Below are 18,990 nucleotides of genomic sequence, written 5' to 3' on the forward strand. Positions count from 1 at the left end.
TTCTGGGAAATCGACGATTTCCCGGGGGACAAGTGCGCCGCTGGCTGCCCGTCCCTCCGCGTTTCGGCGCATTGTGGCACGAGACAGCCGGGGCCCGCTATGTCATCCGGCGCCGGAAGGCGGAATCAATCCATGCTGCTGAGCAGCTTCGGCTTTTCGATGATATAGCCCTGGCCATAGTCGACGCCCAGCTCGCGCAGGATATCGAGAGCGGCCTTATCCTCAATCTGGGAGGCGATCACCTCCCGTCCCATGAAGTGCGCCATCTCGACCATGGAGCGCACCATGACCCGGTCAGTGTCGTTGTGATGGATGTTACGGATAAAGCTGCCGTCGATCTTGATCAGGTCGACCGGCAGGCTGCGCAGGAACTCGTAAGCAGTGGCACCAGTGCCGAAATTGCCCAGGCAGAACCGGCATCCCAGTTCCTTCAGCTCCTTAACGAAGTCGATCACACCATGCAGGTTATTGATCGCAGCAGCCTCGGTGATCTCGAACCACATACGTTCGATGGGCGCATCCCGTTCGCTGAGACGATGGTAGATGAACTCCAGCAGGTCTTCGTCGTTCAGCGAATGACCCGACAGGTTGATACAGACGCCACCGTTCCTTTCCAGCCCCTGAGGCCGGCTGCGCAACCAATCGAGGACATGCCCCACCACCCAGCGGTCGACCGCCTGCATCCGATTGTAGCGCTCCGCCATACGGACAAATTCTCCGGTGGAGATCAACTCGCCGTTATCGTCATACATGCTGATCAGCGCTTCGTATTGCGTTCCCATGCGGGTTTCGCCATGCAGCGGGATGATCTTCTGCGCTCGCAGCAGGATGCGTTCTTCGTCCAGGTTCCCCATGCCGGCGATCTTGGCGGCAATGCGTTCGCGTTGGGATTGCTCATCGGCCGCAACCTTCACCCAGTCGATACGGCCGTTACCCTGGCGCTTGGCAAGGCGGCAGGCTTCAGAGGCGGCCTTGAGCCAACGGTCGCCACTGGACAGCACCGCCGAGCTGGCAGCACAACCGACACTGGCTGAAATCTCGTAGGTGCGGCCACCATACATCGGCTGCATACCCTCGATCTCATGGATCAGGGTGTACAGGGTCGACTCCGCATCCACTGTCGGCACCAGGATGGCGAATTCATCACCACCCAGTCTTGCCACACTGCCATCCGCCCCAACATGGCCCCGCAGGCGCTTGGCCACCTGCTGCAACACCTCATCGCCAGCCGCCGAACCGGCGGTATCGTTAAGCAGGCGGAACTGCCTCAGATCGATCCAGGCCAGCGTGGTATCACCCTCATGTCCGCAACGCTCGAGGTAGCGGTCCAATTCCCGTTCGAATTCCCGGCGGGTGGCCAAGCCGGTCAGATCGTCATGACTGCTGGCCCAGGAGAGTTGGTCGTACACCGTCTTCACCATACGATCGATACTCTCGTCGACGATGGGGCGGTCGTAGTTGGGATCCGGCACGATCAGCCCTTGCTGGAGCTGCTGGGCGAGCGTCGTCACGTCGCGCTCGACCACTTTCATCCCCTGGTGATTGACGAAAACGAATCGCGTCAGCTCACGCGCCACCCAAACCAGGCGCATGTACTGGGGATTTGCCGGATCTTCCTGATAACGTAGCCAGTCTCCCACCTGTAACCGCTGAGCCCGGGATATCCATCGCTGCAGACTGCGCTGCTGCATTTCGCTCATCCCGACCGGCACCGAAGAGCTGGATTCCGACCGCTCCGGCATCTCGATCATTTCCTGGGAACCTTCATGCCGCCCGACCAGGAACTTCTTCAGCTCGTCACGGATCTGCCCCGACGGCATGTGGTTGCTGGAAATCGACGCCAGTCCTTCCTGAATAGTGCGCAAGAGCTCTGCCAGATTCACCGGGATCGAGGGGTCGTTGCCCAGCCCCAGCAGGGTATCCAGCACGGCCAGATAATCTTGCCAGAGCGCACTGTCCGGCCCCTGACGAATCCAGGTCAGGGACAGCAAGTCGCGCCAGCCGCCATTGAGGAGGGAAATCATGGCCTTGGGGACTTTACGACCCGACAGGCGGCGATCGATTTCCTCGGCAACGGCGAACTTGGCGTCCTCAACCTTCTGGGCGCCTTCAGCCGCGGCCGTAACCCGCTCCACATTACGTCGGTACACCAGGTTCTGACGCTCGATCATCTCGTCGAGCTCCCCCAGCACATCGCCGAAAACCTGGGTATCCTGTTCGAATTCCGTATTGAGACGCTGAACCAGTCCCTCCACGCGCCGCTGTATCACGCTGCTCATGCGGCCACCCTTGACACCCAGTTCCGCCACACGATTCATGACCGCCCTTACCGGGTTTTCTTCATCCTCGAAGAACTGGGGATCGCGCAATACCACTTTGAAGACAGGCACTTCCAGGCGCCGCAACTGGTCCCTTGCCGTCTCGCCCAAACGCGGGCTGTGCAACATGCTACCGAAGAAGCGGTCGACCACATCCAGCGAGGCCAACTGCTCTTCATTGAGACCGCGGTCTCCGGCCGAGCGAATCTGCGCCAGTATGCGCGAACGCAAACCTTCTTCGGGCGGCGCTTCCTGACGGGCCTCATCGACCTGCAAACCCTGTAACTCCCGCTGCAACTCTCCGGCAGACAAGGGGTTGGCTGTTGTCGGGAAAGAGGGTTCTGCCGGCCGCATACGGCCGCTCTGCAGGGTTCCCAGGAGGTTGCGGACCGTGGCAAATGCGGACTGCGCCTGCAATTGATGCTGATGGAAGGTTCGGCTGCTATCGCCCGGCACCGAACCTGGGCGCGGCGTCGTTCCAGTAGCGGCAGTGCTGCGCTCCGCGGGTTCGGGACTTTTCTCCGCAGGCGCTTCCGCCTTTTTTTCTTCCGGTTTCTTTGGTTTTTCGACGGGCGTCCCGGCCTCCTTGCCGGATTTGCGGTCGGCCAGATAGCGGCTCAGATCCAGGTCAGGCAGGATACCCTGCCGGATCAGCAACTGATTCAATTCCGCGTACAGTTCGCCCAGCGACTTCAGCACGACCTGCTCGAAGGTGCGCAGGCAGATTTTTTCCACGGCACGGGAAAAACGCAGGATTTCAAGGGCATGACGGAAGGCGTCACACGCCAGCACCGGACCCAGCGGGTTCTGCTGTCCGGTCGCGTTAATCACACCGAGCTTGTCCAGCCGCATCCGCAACTGCAACAATTCACCCCGGTACTGGGTCTCGGCCTTGGTCACCATGACCTTGAGCGTCAACCAATCCTCGAACTCACCCTTGTCCACCAGGGACAGCTCCTGGGCAACACCCCCCGCCTGACGCCCCGCCTTTACCGGCGATTCCAGGGCAATCACCATCTGGTGCCAAAGCGGTCGCTGCCGGGCCCGAATCTGCACCACAGCGTCCATCATCTCATTGGCGACCTGGTCGCTGATGGCCGCTGTCGCGGCATTCTGCAGCTCGTTCTCCAGCGTTTTAAAGCACTCGGTCATCAGCGGTTCGATGTGCTGCACGATGGCTCGCGTACACTGCCGCAGGATGAATTGTCCCCGGTCGGAACCCGACCGCAGGACAGAGGCATCCTGCTCGCCACTGCTGCCGCAAAGCCGCAACATGGCATCAATCGTGGTCGTCGATATCTGGCTGAATACCACCCCCATGGCGCCATTGATCGCGCGCACCCGGCGCACCCGCATCCGGTGTTCACGGGCATTGTCAGGCTCCTGGAAGATCAGGTCGAAATCGTGGGGTGTCGGCTCCCGCTCCAACACGCTGTCCAGTTGCCGTCCCGTATCGGTGGAATAACGGATAAAAAGGCCTTCCGCACAGAAGTCGGCAATCTGGCATGACCAATTATGGCGGCCTAACGACAACTGTGCGGCAAGCTTGATCGGCCTGCGGGGACTTGAGCGGCGGTCCTGCGGTTCCATTTAGCGGTTCCGGTTCCTTGATGTTTCTGTCAGCAAAATCCGAGATCGGGCTATTATGCAGGCGTGTACCTATCGATGGCGGTCACGTGCGTTTTTATTGTGGGCAGGCCGAAAAGGTCAGACCATACCCAGCCCCAAAGGACGGCAATCATGACATGTCGCCCACCTATCGCCTATTAGCCAAAGGGAACGGACTGAACATACTCCGTTCCTGGCCGTACGCGACCGCCGAAACGCGTTCACATCCCGTCGGAGGGAACCCTGAGTAATCGGCGCTTTCTCAGTATAGACGGCCCCACGACTTAGTCCCGGCCAGCGGGGTAATCCTTTGGAAATGAGCCATCAGTCTGTTACCGATAGGGCCCGGCCATGCCGGAGCCGGCTTGGGGCGCGAAACATTCTGCTGATGTTTGTCCTGCTGTGCCTGGGCGGCTGCAGCGAGATCGCCTACTACGGTCAGGCCGTGCATGGCGAGCTCAGCCTGCTCTCTGCCCGGGAACCCATTCCAAAGCTCCTGCAAAACCCCTCCACGCCAGCGCCGCTACGCAGGAATCTTGCCGGGATCCAACAACTGCGGCGGTTCGCACGGGACCAGTTGGACCTGCCCGTTGGTGACAATTACTCCACCTATGTCGCCCTCGACAGGCCTTACGTTGCCTGGAATGTGGTGGCCTCACAGCCGCTGGCCCTGAAAGCCTATACCTGGTGCTACCCGGTGATCGGCTGTCACGGATACCGCGGGTTCTTCCACCAGGCGGACGCTCAGGCACTGGCCAACCAGCTTAGGGCAAAAGGCCTGGATACCTGGGTCGGCGGCGTTCCGGCCTATTCGACCCTGGGCTGGTTCGATGACCCGGTGCTCAGCACCTTTTGGGATTATCCGGAGACCGCCCGGGCCGGCCTGGTCTTCCACGAACTGGCACACCGGGTGCTGTTTGTGAAGGGCGATACGACCTTTAACGAGAGTTTCGCAACTACGGTACAGGAGGAAGGAGTGCGCCGCTGGCTAGAGCAGCGTGGAACGCCCGCACAGCGTCAGGCCTGGCTAAGCGGGCAGCAACGGCAGGCACAAATCGACCAGTGGCAGAAAGAGACCGTCCGGCAACTGCAAAAGCTTTATGGGGACGCCTCATTGGACTATCACGAAAAGCGCCGGCGGAAAGCACACATCCTGCTGGAGGCACAAACCCGCTTGAGAGCGCTCATCACCCGCTGGCCGGGCGTTAGCAGCGACTGGCCGAATACGCCGCTAAACAATGCCAAGCTGATGGCACTGCAGCAGTATACCGGCGACGTACCAGCCTTCCGCGCCCTGCTCACACACTGTAACGGTCAGCTACCGGCATTTTATAACGCTGCCCGGCAGCTCGCAGAACGCGCCCCAAAGGCGCGGCGCGGCGCCCTCCAGCAGCTGCAACAGGGCGCAGCAGAGCCAGCTGGCACCTTTTGCGGCCAGCCATAACCGAGCCTCAGACCAGACGCTTCACAAAGATCTTGGAGTTCCGCTGGGCGTTGTACCCCGCACGGCGTTCTTCCGGTAGCTCGGCCAGCGTCGCCGGCTCGAAGCCACGTTCGCGGAACCAATGCTCGGTCTGCGTCGTCAGGACGAACAGTCGCTCGATGCCCTGATCCAGCGCCATCTTCTCGATCATACGGAGAATCTGGTCACCGCGACCGGAACGCCGGTATGTCGTATTCACCGCGAAGCAGGCCAATTCAGCGATACCGTCATTCAGATAGGGATGAAAAGCGGCACACCCCACCACCGTGCCATCCCGTTCGTCGACGACAAAACGATCGATTTCGGTCTCGATCAACTCTCGCGGACGCCTCACCAGAATGCCCTGGCGCTCCAGCGGCTCGATCAACCCAAGAATACCGCCAATGTCTTCGGAACGAGCCCGGCGCACCTGCTCGTAATTGTCGTCATTCACCATGGTGCCTGAGCCGTCTCGGGTGAAAAGCTCCTCGAGCAGCGCACCGTCCCGCACATAACTGATGATATGGGCGCGACGAACACCCTTGGTGCAGGCATTACACGCAGCCTGCAGCAAGGCGGCGTCATGTCCCTCAAGCCGTCCTTCCACCAGGCGATTACAGGCTTCACGCACCGTCAGCTCGCGCACGAGATGGCCATGCTCGTCCAGAATACCCTGGTGGTCCTTGAAGATAATGAGTTTCTCTGCCTGCAGGGCACTGGCCGCCTGACTACCCACGTCTTCATAGGACAGGTTGAAGGCATCGCCGGTCGGCGAATAACCGATCGATGGCAGCAGCACGATATTGCCCTGCTCCAGCAGGCGCTCGATTCCGGCGACATCAACCCGGCGCACCGCCCCGGTATACCCGAAATCGACACCGTCGAGCACTCCCACCGGTTTGGCGGTGATGAGATTCCCTCCGCAGACGCGAATCCGGGCGCCATGCATGGGTGAATTCACGAGCCCCATCGACAGGCGACTCTCCAGCATGGCCCGCAGCGCACCGACAGCCTCCAGAACCAGTGGCAGATCCGCCTCCCGGGTCACACGCAAGCCCCGGTGAAAATCCGAGGTGACACCCACGGATTCGAGACGCGCCTGAATCTGCGGGCGGGCACCGAAGGCCAGAACCAGTTTCACACCCAGACTACTGAGCAACGTGATGTCGTGAATAATGTTCATCAGGTTGCTGTGCGCCAAGGCTTCGCCACCCAGCGTCAACACCACGGTTCGACCACGATGGGTGTTGATATAGGGGGACGAATGGCGAAATCCGTGCAACCAGTCGCTAGTGCTCAATGCAGTGCCTCCCAAAGGGTCTTGCGAATCATCAGAGTGCCGTTAACGGTCTTGCAAACAGGCGTAATCAATCAGTTGCCGCAGGAGCTGTAGGGCAGGATCAATCTGCGACAGCGCCAGGAACTCGTCCGGCTGGTGGGCCTGATCGATACTTCCCGGCCCCATGACCAGGGTTTCCATGCCGAGCTGTTGCAGAAAGGGTGCCTCGGTGGCAAAACCGACCGCCTCGGCGGCATGCCCGGTCAACCGCTCGCAGACTCGCACCAGCTCGGCATCGGCCGGCGTTTCAAATGGTGGCACACCGGCGAAAAGCGGATTCAGCTCGAACTGCAATTCCCGCGCCTCAGCCACCGGCGCCAGCTTCTGGCGAATCGCTTCCCGCAAGCCATCCAGATCCATTCCGGGCAGCGGTCGCAGGTCGAAATGCAGTTCACACTCGCCACAGATGCGATTGGGATTGTCTCCCCCGTGAATATGCCCGAGATTGAGCGTCGGCACCGGAACCTGGAAGCCCGGGTTGCGATAGCGTTCCTGCCACTGTTTACGCAAAGTCAGTATTTCACTGATGGCAGCGTGCATGCCCTCCAGGGCATTACGCCCCAGCGACGGGTCGGACGAATGACCGGATTGCCCCCTCAGGACCAGACGATCCATCATGATGCCCTTGTGCATGCGGATCGGACGCAGCTCGGTCGGTTCACCGATCACGGCAAACCGCGCCTTGGGCCGGCCTGCACGGGCCAGTGCCCGAGCACCTTCCATCGAACTTTCCTCGTCGGCCGTGGCCAGGATAATCAGCGGCTGGCGCAGGCGCTTGCCGACAAATTCGCGGGCTGCCGTAATGGCCAGCGGGAAAAAGCCCTTCATGTCGCAAGTACCGAGGCCGTACCAGCGGTCGTCCCGTTCGGTGAGCTGAAAGGGATCGCTGCCCCAGCGGGATTCGTCGAAGGGTACGGTGTCGGTATGACCGGACAGCACAAGGCCGCCTGGACCCTGGCCCAGGGTGGCGATCATATTGGATTTGCCTTTCAGGCCCGGGACCGGCATTACCTCGACGGTGAATCCCAGGTCCTCCAGCCAACCGGCCAGGATCGAGATCACACCTTCGTTGCTGTGATCCCACTTGGGCGAAGCGCTGCTGATGGAGGGCACAGCAATCAACTGCCCCAGCATATCGCGAATATGGGGTACGGGATCAGACATCATTCCACCCTCCATCGAAAACAGGAACGCCGGCGTTCACCGGCCAACACATCGGCCCCGAAACCCGCCGGCGAAACTGGACGCCAAAAAGTAGCCTGACGTCTAGCGGCTCATTGTCCGTTGCCGGAAGGCGCTGCGGTATCGGTATCCACCGCAGGCGCGCTGTTTTCCGGCGCAGGTGCCTCAGTGACCGGGCTGTCGGCTGACGCTGCGGGAGTCGTTGCAGACGCGTTTTCAGCTGCGGGCGCAGCGGTTGCTGACGGCACTGCCTGCTCCGAAGCCGGAGCCGGAGCCGGAGCCGGAGCCGGAGCCGGAGCCGGAGCCGGAGCCGGAAGAGGATGTGGCGGCGTCTCACTCGATGTCCGCCAAACCTTGAGCGCTGTCACCTGCGCCGTCGGCACCGGATACTCCACGACGCCACCCTGCACATTCTGGGCAACCTGCAGCGTATTGTCATCCACCCGATCCAGCCGACCTTCCAGTGTTCGGCCGCCATAGGTCACCTTTACCATGCGTCCCACCCAAGCTGCCGCCTGGGCAACCGGTGTATCGAGGTAGTCGGGCTTCGGCTGCACCTTGGGCTTGGGTGGCGCAGAAGCCTCATTTTGTGCCGCCGGTGGCGCAAGACTCCGGGTCAGCGTGCCCCTGTCCAGTGATACAGACGGCGACTGTACAGGGGCACCATTGTAGGCGAGCCTGAACCCCAGAGCCTGCAGAGCCTGATCCGGCGTATCCTGAAGCAGGCTCTTACCGGTAACGTCGTCCTGCGGCTGCAATGCCAGGCTCAGCTCACCCCCATTTTCCATCCAGTTCTCATAGAGATCGAGCAGGGTTTTACCCGGTACGATACCGTGCTTGGCCAGATTTTCACGCCAGGCCCCTGTTGCCGACTGTGACCATCGGTGCTCAGAGTCATACCCCTGCTGGGAGCAGTAAGCCGATACCCGGCGCATGAAGCCGCCGTCGCGCAGCACCAACTGCAAAGATTGGGGAATTGGCCAGGCCGATGGATCGCCAAACCTATCCCAGCGATTCGGCGGCGGCATGACGACATTGAGATCGAGGCTACCCAGGGTACCGGCATTCACCGAGAGCTTGCTGCGAATCAGCCCCTCCTGCATGTCGGTCCGGTAGACCAGGGAGGCACTACCATGCACCTGGTGAATCCCTATCGCGATCAATTGCTCGATACTCAAGGTATGAGTGGCGCCGCAGGCATAGAGACCCCAGGGATCAAAGGCGTCACGGGCCCCTTGTCCGTCGGCACCGGTGGCCCACGACTTGAACAGGCCGGGCACCAGGGCCATATCGAGGTCGTTGACGGTCAGCTTCCAGTCCAGGGGCGGCGTCTTCCGATCGCCATAGAGCGTTTTCAGCAATGCCCAGGGCGTCGGCCGGGAAAACGAGACTGCGCCGACACGGATCGGCAGCGTCAGATCGAACAACTGCAGCCGCAGCCCATTGACCGTGACCTCCCCGCCCAAGGTGGAATCAATGCTATCCCAGCTAAGCACCCCAGCGCTTTCAATATTGGCCTGAGCCACATTCAGCCAGTTCATCGTTCCATACCAAACCGCCGCCTTGTAAACGCCAAGCACGGCTAACACCAGGACCAGCACAAAAACCAGTTTTCTCATGACGCCCTATCCACTCCATCCTGTCCGGCACACTATACGCCAGACCTCCGATGCACCGCACCGACCCCAATTTCGATACAGGATCACCCGCTATTGACGGGTTTCCGGCCGACAGTCAAGAATTCGCTACAATGCCAGCAGACCTGGATCGGCATGCCGGAAAGATCACCCATCATGTCGGGCCCTTGAAGCCGCAACAAGGTTCCCCACGTAGAATAGACAAGGATGCAAAAGACTGGCGACTTATTCAGCCATTCATCAGGGTCCACAGACTGGAGGGAATCATGAGCCCGCAGGAACGTGCCTTCATTCGACACCCCGTCGATATCCCCATCGAGGTCCGGCGGCAACGTGGTCGTCAGAGCCGTCACGGCTTGCGCAATCTCAGCGCCGGCGGTCTTGCCTTTTCGTCGAACCGCCCCCTGACCGTCGACGAGGATGTGGTTGTTCGCATCCACATCCCGGACCTGCTCAAGATCAAGGGCCGCGTCGTCTGGTGCGAACCCAATGGGACCCACTACGAGGTCGGCCTTGCCTTTACGTCGCCGGCAGAGGCATACAAGGTCCGCATGGTTGAACAGATTTGCCGTATCGAGCAATATCGAAGAGATGTCCTTCGCCAGGAAGGCCGGGAACTCTCCAGCGAGGAGGCCGCTGCGGAGTGGATTACCCGTTTCGCGGATCGCTACGCGCAGGCTGGCTGGAACGAATCACTGGAGGAACCTCCTGCAACCCGTCCCAAATCCTGAACCGGCTCAGTTCTTAGTGATCAGCGTCCCCACACCCTCGTCGGTAAAAATCTCCAGCAACGTCGCGTGCGCAACCCGGCCATCGATAATGTGCGAGGAACGTACGCCGCCTTCGACCGCTTCGAGTGCACAGCGGATCTTGGGGAGCATGCCACCATGGATGGTGCCGTCATCGATTAAATCGTTTACCTGACTGGCGGTCAGCCCGGTAAGCACCTTGCCTTCGCGATTCTGCAGCCCGGCAACATTGGTCAGCAGGATCAGTTTCTCCGCCTTGAGTGCCTCGGCAACCTTGCCGGCGACCAAGTCGGCGTTGATGTTGTAGGAAGCGCCGTCCGCACCGACGCCGATCGGAGCAATCACCGGAATCACGTCACTGCGCACCAGCATATCGATGGCGTCCGTATTGACGCGATCCACGGTGCCTACATGGCCGATATCGATGATCTCGGGTTTGGTCATCTCGGGTGAGCGCTTCACCACCTCCAGCTTACGGGCGCGAATCAGGTTCGCATCCTTGCCGGTCATACCGATAGCGAGACCGCCATGCTGGTTGATCAGGGAAACGATTTCCTTGTTGACCAGCCCACCAAGCACCATTTCCACCACATCCATCGTTTCGGCATCGGTCACACGCATACCGTCGATGAAATGGGAGTTGATATTCAGGCGCTTGAGCAGGTCACCGATTTGCGGGCCGCCGCCGTGTACGACAACCGGATTGATCCCCACCAGCTTCATCAACACGATATCGCGGGCGAAGCTACGTTTGAGGTCCTCGTTTTCCATGGCGTTGCCACCGTACTTGATGACAAACGTCTTGCCGGTGAAACGCTGGATGTAAGGCAGCCCCTTACTGAGCACCGAAGCCACCTGCATGGCGGTATCGCGGTCGAGAGCCATTGGACGCCGTCCCTCCTGATCTGCGTAGTCGAACAAAAGCCGCTCCAACAAAAAAACCACAGCCAACCGGCTGTGGTCTGGGTATTGTACCCGTTCCCAGGCTTCAGCAACATGCCCGCGCCCCGGGGTTTACGGTATTCAGAAGTTTAGTGGTATATCAGGCGCGACCCGCTGCAGCTGCTCCCGGAATATTGTCTTGATTCGCTCCAGTGCCTCTTCCGATTCCGCCTCGAAACGCAGTACCAGCACGGGCGTGGTGTTCGACGCCCGGCACAGCCCCCAGCCGTCGGGGTAATCCACCCGGATACCGTCGATAGTGCTGATACTCGCCTCGCCGAACTGTCCATCCTTCGCCAGTTTCTCGACGATAGCGAACTTGTTGTCCTCGCTGACCTCGACGTTCAGCTCCGGCGTACTGACGTCTTCCGGGAAATCGGCAAAGACATCATCGCTGGAGCGATCTTCCACACCGAGAATTTCCAGCAAGCGGGCAGCCGAGTAGAGACCGTCGTCAAAACCGAACCAGCGCTCGGCGAAGAAGATATGCCCACTCATTTCGCCGGCCAGCAAGGCGCCGGTTTCCTTCATCCGCGCCTTGATCAGGGAGTGGCCGGTCTTCCACATGACGGGACGCCCCCCGTACTCGTTGATCACGCTGGCCAGTCGGCGTGAACACTTGACGTCGTAGATGATGTCCGCACCGGGGTTGCGCGACACCACATCCCGCGCAAACAACATCAGCAGCCGGTCGGGCCAGATGATCTTGCCTGTATTGGTGACCACTCCCAGGCGGTCGCCATCACCGTCGAAAGCCAACCCCAAATCGGCGCCTTCTTCCTGAACCTTGCTGATCAGGTCCTTGAGATTGGCCGGCTTGCCAGGGTCTGGATGATGGTTCGGGAAGTCACCATCGACTTCGCAATACAAGGGCACCACATCGCAACCCAGCTCCTCGATCAACCTCGGACCCAGCTCGCCGGCGATGCCATTACCGGCATCGAGGACCACTTTAAGCGGAGCCGCCACGGCGATATCGTCAACGATGCGCGTCAGGTAAGCGGAACGCACATCTTCCGAACTACGCTGCCCCTGCCCCCGTGCAAAGTTGCTGCTGCGAATACGGGCAAGCAGCTTCTGGATATCCTCGCCGGAAAGCGTCTTGCCGCCGAGCATCATCTTAAGGCCGTTGTAGTTTGACGGGTTGTGACTGCCGGTGATCATAACGCCGGAGCCCGTCCCCAAATGATGGGTTGCAAAATACAGCACGGGCGTGGGCACCCGTCCGATATCAATCACATCGCAGCCGGTGGACAGGATGCCGCGCGCGACCGCCTCCGCGAGTCCTGGACTGGAATGCCGGCCGTCATAGCCGACACAGAGTGCCTTCTGACCAAGCGCTAGAGCCTCGCTGCCGAGCGACATACCGATTAGGCTTACGATCTCCGGCGTCAGGTTTTCACCAACGATACCCCGGATATCGTAAGCCCGGAAAATACCTGCAGGCACGTCCACCGACGGCACCTCGGCCACCTCCAGCCCATCGACGCCACCAAGACCGCCATGGCTACCCAGTCCCAGGACATCCTCGTCGCCGTCCAGCATATCGATGTCCAGCACGTTCTTGCTCTGGAACAGGGGCTCCTCATCTTCCACCGCCGCCGCAGTGTCTGCCACAGGCGCCCTCGCGGGCTCAGGCGCGGCCGGTTTGCGCTTGGCCTCACGCAACGCGGTTTCCGCTTTGACAACGCGCTTGTCGACAGACTGCGCCAACCGGCCCAACGACTCGCCCAGCGCTGCCAGTATGCCCAGATTCAGTTTCGGAAGACGCACACGCTCCCCGGAAAAGGCCTTCTGTGCCCAGGTCGTCAGCGACACAACGTCCTGACGCAGTTGACGCTGGGCCGCGAGGAACAGAATCGCCACCCCAATCATGCCCAACAACGCAACGACCAGGACACTGCCCCATAAGACGCCGCTATTGAAATAAACGGCGTCACTACTCCCTGTCGGTGCATAGGCCAACTGCCAATGGGTGTTGGGCAGCGTCACCTTCGTTGTCGCCGCCGCCATGGCGTGAGCACTCCCCACGATGACCTGGGTGCTGCCATCGATCGACTGGGTCAACGACAGTTCGCCAGCCAGGGCTCCGGTGGATTGCAACGTCGGCTGCAACACCCGCGTGTCGAAAATCGCCAGCACAGTGCCTACGACAGCAAGATTCTTGGGGTCAATAACCGGTGCGGCAATCTGGATGGCCCACTGCTTCTGATCGTCGAGGAAGGCGTCCGGCTGAGTCTGTTCGTTCCGCTCCGCTTTATGCAGCAAATCGAGACTGGCGAAGCTGAGAACATAGCCGCTATCCGTCTGCTGCGAGATCTGCCCGACGGGAAAAACGAACGCCTGTTGAGTTCCCGGCAGGCTGCCCGCAAAGGCCATGGCCAACCGGTCCCGCCGCGCGGAATCGTTCATGGCCTGGAGTACACCCGGCTCCGCGGCAAACCCCTTGACCATGTTCTGCAGCAATGCCACCCGCTGTTCAACGCGAGCCAGAGCGGCGTCGGCCTGCACTTTATTGTTGCGGGATTGCAGCGCCTGCTCACCGGGAGACAGCACCAACATCTTGACCGCCATCACGGAGAGCACGCCGACCACCAGGACCACCAGGACCTGCCCCAGCAGAATCGAGGTCAAGCTCCCCTTACCGCCAGCAGGCGCCGCCTTCCCATTCCCGCCATTGGCTGGCTTTACAGCGGCCGGCGCCGGCTGCCCATTGGCCTCCGGAGCAGCGTCCGCCGACTTCTTTTTGCCAAATTTCATCACATCATCCCTTATTGATGAGTGCGCATGGAGTTACCAGTATAGAACGTCTCTACAGGATGGTTATCAGTGCCGTCCCGTGGAGCCAAAGCCCCCGTCGGCACGATCAGTTTCCGCAAAAGCGTCAACGATCTCGAAGTCGGCCTGCACCACCGGCACCAACACCATCTGGGCAATCCGCTCGCCAGGGTTGATGGTGAAAGTCGTATGGCCCCGGTTCCAGCAGGACACCATCAGCTCGCCCTGATAATCGGAATCGATCAACCCCACCAGGTTACCCAGCACGATACCGTGCTTGTGCCCCAAACCCGAACGCGGCAGGATCATGGCCGCCAGCCCGGGATCGGCGATATGAATCGCCAATCCGGTCGGAATCAGTTTTGTCTGGCCCGGCTCCAGGACCAGCGCCTGATCCAGGCAGGCCCGCAGATCGAGGCCAGCAGAACCGGCAGTGGCATATTCCGGCATGGGGATATCGCGACCCAGCAGTGGATTGACGATACGAACCTGGAAGGTCTGTCGACTCATGAAATGCTGCTCTCCTTTCTGTCCCTTTCAGCGGGGATCTTGAAACCGGGCCGCCGCATCGGCGTGGCCCGCAGTTAGGGTTTTGCCTGGTATCGCGCCATGATGGATTCCAGCAGTTGCTCGGCAAGCTGCGTCTTGGCGCTCATCGGGAACTGCTGCTGGCCGCCGTCCCAGATGACAGTGACCGCATTGACATCGCTGTTGAAGCCAATACGCTGATCGGAAACGTCATTGGCGACAATCATATCCAGCTTCTTACGGGTCAGTTTGTCCCGCGCATAGTGCTCGACGTCGTGGGTTTCAGCCGCGAATCCGACAGTAAAGGGCGGCGACGGCAGGGCCGCTACCGAGCTCAGGATATCCGGGTTACGTGTCAGCTCGATGGTCATGCGATCACGGGACTTCTTGATTTTCTGCGCCGCCGGATCGATCACACGATAGTCCGCCACCGCAGCCGCAGCCACGAACAGGTCGCCCCCATCGGCAACGGCAGCATGAACGGCTTCATACATCTGCTCGGCACTTTCCACACTGACCCGGTCGACGCCAGCCGGCACCGGTAGACCGACAGGACCGCTGACCAGGGTAACCCGTGCACCCGCATCAGCGGCGGCGCGGGCCAGTGCGTATCCCATTTTGCCGGAACTGTGGTTGCTGATATAGCGCACCGGATCGATAGATTCCCGCGTCGGCCCGGCGGTGATCACCCAATGCATACCAGCCAGGGGGCGCTCCCAAAATCCCGCCACCCGCTCCGCCAATTCGGCGGCTTCCAGCATCCGTCCAAGCCCGACATCACCGCAGGCCTGATCGCCAGCGGCAGGCCCCCAGACATGGATCTGGGCATCCTGCGACAGGCGGTCCAGGTTGGCCTGGGTTCGGGCATTGCTCCACATGGCCTGATTCATCGCAGGCGCCAGGGCGATCGGCGCCGTCGTCGCCAGGCAGAGTGTACTCAGGAGGTCATCAGCCATCCCCGCATTTAGCCTGGCCATAAAATCCGCTGAAGCGGGCGCGATCAGGACGAGATCAGCCCAGCGCGCCAGCTCGATATGCCCCATACCGGCTTCCGCCTCTGGATCGAGCAGGCTGTCACGCACCGGCGACCCCGTCAGTGCCTGGAACGTCAAAGGCGTCACAAAGGCCTTGGCACCTTCCGTCATGACGACGATCACCCTATGCCCCTGCTTCCCCAGCAGGCGCACCAGCTCGGCACTTTTATAAGCAGCAATACCACCAGTGACGCCTACCAGAATTTGTCGAGAAGCCATGGATACTCCTGTTTCGCGGCGCAAGACCCGCCCATATCGTGCATAGCGTCTTACGATACCATCTGCACAGGCCACGGAGAATTCCGTTAGAATGCCGTCGTCAATGGAAGACCCCGGCCACCCGGAAACCACCAAGAGAATGGAAGCATGTCCCTCAAATCCCTGCCGACGGCAGAGCGCCCCCGCGAAAAGCTGCTGGCCTTTGGTGCCGGCCACCTCAGTGACGCCGAATTACTGGCGATATTCCTCCGCACCGGTACCCGCGAGAGGCCCGTACTGGAGCTGTCACGCCACCTGCTCGAACAGTTCGGCGGCCTGCGCAGTCTGGCTGGCGCATCGGCGACCGCCTTCTGCCGCATCAACGGGCTGGGCACAGCCAAATTTGCCCAGTTACAGGCAGCCATGGAAATGGCGAGGCGAGTCCTCGACGAACCCATGCGCACCGGCGATCCCCTCACGTCTCCCGAGGAAACCCGGCGTTACCTGAAGCTGCGCCTGGTAACCCGTCAGCACGAAGTCTTCGCCTGCCTGTTCCTGGACAACCGGCACCGGGTCATCCGTTACGAAGAGCTTTTCCAGGGCACCATAGACGGAGCGGCCGTCTATCCGAGGGAGGTGGTCAGGCGCGCGCTGGACTATAATGCCGCTGCGGTGATTCTGGCCCACAATCACCCCTCAGGTGAAGCCGAGCCAAGCAGCGCCGACATCAACCTTACCGGCCGACTCAAGGATGCCCTGGCGTTGATCGACGTGCGAGTGCTCGATCACATGATCGTCGGCCACGAAAGCGTCGTATCGCTGGCTGAACGCGGCCTTTGCTGAAACACGACGATCCTGTTCAATCCTGCATCAATTCTTTGCCTTTACCCTGGCATTCTGGTATAAAGGCGGGCCTTTCGGAGGCGTCTGGCAGGTAGGCAAGGTAAGCCAGCGGCACGATAAACGCATTCATATTTTAGAGAACCAACGCCCAGGTTGGAGGCAAGGTATGTCCCGAGTCTGTCAGGTAACCGGCAAGCGTCCGATTACCGGTAATAATGTATCCCACGCGATGAACCACACAAAGCGTCGCTTTCTGCCGAACCTGCAAACGCACCGTTTCTGGGTGGAAAGTGAAAAGCGCTTCGTAAAACTGCGCGTTTCTGCCAAAGGCATGCGCATCATCGACAAGAAAGGCATCGATTCCGTTCTGGCGGATATGCGTGCCCGCGGCGAGAAATTCTAAGGAGCCCGATCATGCGCGAGAAAATCAAACTGGTATCCAGTGCCAACACAGGGCACTTCTACACCACGATGAAGAACAAGCGTAACACCCCGGAAAAAGTCGAAATGAAGAAGTACGACCCGGTGGTTCGCAAGCACGTGGTTTACAAGGAAGCCAAGATCAAGTAATTCCTGGCCTCCCCGAAACCGGCGCAGCCGGCCCGTCAATAAGACGAGCTCGGCACCGCCGGTTTTTTTTCGCACTGAAAACCTTCTTACGCGTTCACTACAACGACGCCCCGGCAGCATTCAGGAAACGTACCCCTCCGGTAGCGCGATATCCATCGCGATCGGCAAGTGGTCCGATACCGGATAACTGATAACCCGAGCTTCGCGAATTTCCAGGGAGGGGCTGACCAGAATATGGTCCAGTGCTTTCTCGGGTCGCCAACTGGGAAAACTGTGAGCCGACGCCGGCAGGGGCACCAGGTCGGTCTGCTTCAGCGGCGTCTGTGTCAGCAACCGCTCGGCATGCGCATTCATATCCCCCATCAGAACCACATGGCGATAATCCGCGATCAGTTCCCGCACGAACCCTAGCTGCCGCTGCTGCGCCGCCGCACCCAACGACAGGTGTAGAATCACCAGAACCAACGGATCTTTCGGCGAACCATAGCGGGCCACAATGGCACCTCGCCCGGGAATCAGGCCCGGGAGGCGGTACTCTTCCACATCCAAAGGCCGAAAGCGGCTCAACAGGCCGTTGCTGTGCTGAGCGATGCGCCCGAGATTACGGTTGAGCTGCTGATACCAATAGGGGAAACCGCCAGCCTCCGCCAGATACTGTACCTGGTTGACATAACCGCTGCGTAGACTGCCGCCATCACACTCCTGCAAAGCCACGACATCATAGTTCCGCAGGAGTTGCGCAATCTTATCCAGGTTTTCGCTACGCCCGCGGTGAGGCAGCACGTGCTGCCAGCTGCGCGTGAAGTAATGATGATAGGACGAAGTGGAGATACCGACCTGTATGTTGTAGGTCAGAAGACGGATATGCCGGTGAGCTTCAAAATGAGGTACATGTTCGAACCCCGAGCAGGCACCACGGGGCACATGCTCGCGTCCAAGCCAGACATTCAAGCGATTGCGTAACTTATCGTACATCCACCACCTGCCCGACCGGGGCCGACACGACCCCGGTAACGAATCGACAGCCGGCTGCTGTTACTTGGACTGCCGAGCTTCACGTTCCTTCTTGATCAGGAAATCCGCCACCTTCAGCATATTTTCCTGACTGCCGGCACTCTCGCCGGTGATCTTGTACTTGCCATCGACCAGCAGGGTCGGCACGCCGGTAATCATGGCGCCGCGCACCTTGGAGGCCGCCTGCTGTACCTCGGCATTAACGCCAAAGCTTTCCCACGCCTGACGGAATTTCTGTTCATCCACACCGTGCTGCGCAAAGAACTTGGCCAGGGAGTTCTCATCATCCAACGGCTCGTGATCGCGGGCAAGCGCATCGAACAGCACATCATGCATCTTATCAAATACCCCCAGCGCCTTTTCCGTATAGAAGGCGTGGGCATGCACTGTCCAGGTCCGTCCCAAGGCGGCGGGCAACATCTGGAATTCCACATCCGGGGGCAACGTTTTCACCCAAGCCTCAATCATCGGCCTGAAGTGGTAACAGTGAGGGCAGCCGTACCAAAAGACTTCTGTAACCACGATCTTGCTCTGATCCTGGACCGGTATCGGATAATCCAGCACCTCATATTGATCGCCGGCCTTATAGGGCGCGGCTGATTCAGCCTGCGCGGCGGCGGGCAACAACAGGGCGAACACCACCCCCAACAGCCAATGCTTTACCATGCGATTCTCCGTTTTCCTGGTTCCGAGCCCCGCTTCGACGGGGTCTTCGCCTTACCTGGCCGGCACACTTCGGTCACCCGGCTTCCCTCATCTCCGGCCACCGAACCTTGGACGGTCGGCAA

Annotated in this window: 15 protein-coding genes; 5 read left to right on the plus strand and 10 right to left on the minus strand. The window is 60.2% G+C overall.

The window, feature by feature from the left end; translation table 11 throughout:
• Positions 1-125: 125 nt before the first annotated feature.
• Positions 126-3,908 carry a DUF1631 family protein gene (locus CLR77_RS03285; RefSeq protein WP_097459142.1) on the minus strand — a complete coding sequence of 1,261 codons (3,783 nt, stop codon included), beginning with the start codon at positions 3,906-3,908 and terminating at the stop codon, positions 126-128.
• A gap of 334 nt (positions 3,909-4,242) precedes the next feature.
• Between CLR77_RS03285 and CLR77_RS03290 the strand changes: the two genes are divergently transcribed.
• Positions 4,243-5,370: an aminopeptidase gene (locus CLR77_RS03290; protein ID WP_097459143.1), complete on the plus strand. Its 1,128-nt coding sequence runs from the start codon at positions 4,243-4,245 to the stop codon at positions 5,368-5,370.
• Between the two features lie 7 nt (positions 5,371-5,377).
• Here CLR77_RS03290 and argA read toward each other — a convergent pair whose 3' ends face one another.
• The 3 genes from argA to CLR77_RS20090 form a co-directional block, all read right to left on the minus strand.
• A complete protein-coding gene (gene argA, locus CLR77_RS03295; RefSeq protein ID WP_097459144.1) occupies positions 5,378-6,688 on the minus strand; it encodes an amino-acid N-acetyltransferase in 1,311 nt (436 codons plus the stop codon).
• Between the two features lie 42 nt (positions 6,689-6,730).
• On the minus strand, positions 6,731-7,894 hold the full coding sequence (gene argE / locus CLR77_RS03300) for an acetylornithine deacetylase (protein WP_406564944.1): 1,164 nt from the start codon (positions 7,892-7,894) through the stop codon (positions 6,731-6,733).
• Between the two features lie 107 nt (positions 7,895-8,001).
• Positions 8,002-9,528 (minus strand): hypothetical protein, encoded by a 1,527-nt coding sequence (locus CLR77_RS20090; RefSeq protein WP_158227107.1) that lies wholly within the window; start codon positions 9,526-9,528, stop codon positions 8,002-8,004.
• A 284-nt stretch (positions 9,529-9,812) separates the two neighbouring features.
• On the opposite strand from CLR77_RS20090, the gene CLR77_RS03310 reads away from it, so the two are divergent.
• A complete protein-coding gene (locus CLR77_RS03310; RefSeq protein WP_158227108.1) occupies positions 9,813-10,277 on the plus strand; it encodes a PilZ domain-containing protein in 465 nt (154 codons plus the stop codon).
• A gap of 6 nt (positions 10,278-10,283) precedes the next feature.
• Here the strand turns inward: CLR77_RS03310 and argB are convergent, their stop codons facing one another.
• The 4 genes from argB to coaBC all read right to left on the minus strand — a co-directional run bounded on the left by argB (position 10,284) and on the right by coaBC (position 15,796).
• Positions 10,284-11,180: an acetylglutamate kinase gene (gene argB / locus CLR77_RS03315; protein ID WP_097459147.1), complete on the minus strand. Its 897-nt coding sequence runs from the start codon at positions 11,178-11,180 to the stop codon at positions 10,284-10,286.
• Positions 11,181-11,318: 138 nt separating this feature from the next.
• Positions 11,319-13,997 carry a phosphomannomutase/phosphoglucomutase gene (locus tag CLR77_RS20490; RefSeq protein ID WP_097459148.1) on the minus strand — a complete coding sequence of 893 codons (2,679 nt, stop codon included), beginning with the start codon at positions 13,995-13,997 and terminating at the stop codon, positions 11,319-11,321.
• Between the two features lie 66 nt (positions 13,998-14,063).
• A complete protein-coding gene (gene dut / locus CLR77_RS03325) occupies positions 14,064-14,525 on the minus strand; it encodes a dUTP diphosphatase (protein ID WP_097459149.1) in 462 nt (153 codons plus the stop codon).
• Between the two features lie 74 nt (positions 14,526-14,599).
• Positions 14,600-15,796: a bifunctional phosphopantothenoylcysteine decarboxylase/phosphopantothenate--cysteine ligase CoaBC gene (gene coaBC / locus CLR77_RS03330; protein WP_097459150.1), complete on the minus strand. Its 1,197-nt coding sequence runs from the start codon at positions 15,794-15,796 to the stop codon at positions 14,600-14,602.
• Between the two features lie 147 nt (positions 15,797-15,943).
• Between coaBC and radC the strand changes: the two genes are divergently transcribed.
• From radC to rpmG, 3 genes are all read left to right on the plus strand, one after another.
• Positions 15,944-16,618: a RadC family protein gene (gene radC, locus CLR77_RS03335; RefSeq protein WP_097459151.1), complete on the plus strand. Its 675-nt coding sequence runs from the start codon at positions 15,944-15,946 to the stop codon at positions 16,616-16,618.
• A gap of 166 nt (positions 16,619-16,784) precedes the next feature.
• The gene (gene rpmB / locus CLR77_RS03340; protein WP_097459152.1) at positions 16,785-17,021 is read left to right on the plus strand and encodes a 50S ribosomal protein L28; all 237 of its coding nucleotides are present in this window, start codon (positions 16,785-16,787) and stop codon (positions 17,019-17,021) included.
• An 11-nt stretch (positions 17,022-17,032) separates the two neighbouring features.
• Complete coding sequence (gene rpmG / locus CLR77_RS03345) at positions 17,033-17,188, plus strand: 50S ribosomal protein L33 (RefSeq protein ID WP_097459153.1); 156 nt, start codon at positions 17,033-17,035, stop codon at positions 17,186-17,188.
• 120 nt (positions 17,189-17,308) lie between these two features.
• Here rpmG and CLR77_RS03350 read toward each other — a convergent pair whose 3' ends face one another.
• Together CLR77_RS03350 and CLR77_RS03355 are read right to left on the minus strand one after the other, a co-directional pair.
• Positions 17,309-18,163, minus strand: coding sequence for an endonuclease/exonuclease/phosphatase family protein (locus tag CLR77_RS03350; protein WP_097459154.1), 855 nt, complete (start codon positions 18,161-18,163; stop codon positions 17,309-17,311).
• Between the two features lie 60 nt (positions 18,164-18,223).
• Positions 18,224-18,868, minus strand: coding sequence for a thiol:disulfide interchange protein DsbA/DsbL (locus CLR77_RS03355; RefSeq protein ID WP_097459155.1), 645 nt, complete (start codon positions 18,866-18,868; stop codon positions 18,224-18,226).
• Between the last annotated feature and the right edge of the window lie 122 nt (positions 18,869-18,990).

This window comes from Mangrovitalea sediminis, assembly GCF_002514725.1.
GTDB lineage: Bacteria > Pseudomonadota > Gammaproteobacteria > Pseudomonadales > Oleiphilaceae > Mangrovitalea > Mangrovitalea sediminis.

Coding starts and splice junctions, on each gene's coding strand:
- CLR77_RS03285 (WP_097459142.1), bottom strand. CDS start 3,908: ATGGAACCGCAGGACCGCCGCTCAAGTCCCCGCAGGCCGATCAAGCTT.
- CLR77_RS03290 (WP_097459143.1), top strand. CDS start 4,243: ATGAGCCATCAGTCTGTTACCGATAGGGCCCGGCCATGCCGGAGCCGG.
- argE (WP_406564944.1), bottom strand. CDS start 7,894: ATGATGTCTGATCCCGTACCCCATATTCGCGATATGCTGGGGCAGTTG.
- CLR77_RS20090 (WP_158227107.1), bottom strand. CDS start 9,528: ATGAGAAAACTGGTTTTTGTGCTGGTCCTGGTGTTAGCCGTGCTTGGC.
- CLR77_RS03310 (WP_158227108.1), top strand. CDS start 9,813: ATGAGCCCGCAGGAACGTGCCTTCATTCGACACCCCGTCGATATCCCC.
- argB (WP_097459147.1), bottom strand. CDS start 11,180: ATGGCTCTCGACCGCGATACCGCCATGCAGGTGGCTTCGGTGCTCAGT.
- CLR77_RS20490 (WP_097459148.1), bottom strand. CDS start 13,997: ATGAAATTTGGCAAAAAGAAGTCGGCGGACGCTGCTCCGGAGGCCAAT.
- dut (WP_097459149.1), bottom strand. CDS start 14,525: ATGAGTCGACAGACCTTCCAGGTTCGTATCGTCAATCCACTGCTGGGT.
- coaBC (WP_097459150.1), bottom strand. CDS start 15,796: ATGGCTTCTCGACAAATTCTGGTAGGCGTCACTGGTGGTATTGCTGCT.
- radC (WP_097459151.1), top strand. CDS start 15,944: ATGTCCCTCAAATCCCTGCCGACGGCAGAGCGCCCCCGCGAAAAGCTG.
- rpmB (WP_097459152.1), top strand. CDS start 16,785: ATGTCCCGAGTCTGTCAGGTAACCGGCAAGCGTCCGATTACCGGTAAT.
- rpmG (WP_097459153.1), top strand. CDS start 17,033: ATGCGCGAGAAAATCAAACTGGTATCCAGTGCCAACACAGGGCACTTC.
- CLR77_RS03350 (WP_097459154.1), bottom strand. CDS start 18,163: ATGTACGATAAGTTACGCAATCGCTTGAATGTCTGGCTTGGACGCGAG.
- CLR77_RS03355 (WP_097459155.1), bottom strand. CDS start 18,868: ATGGTAAAGCATTGGCTGTTGGGGGTGGTGTTCGCCCTGTTGTTGCCC.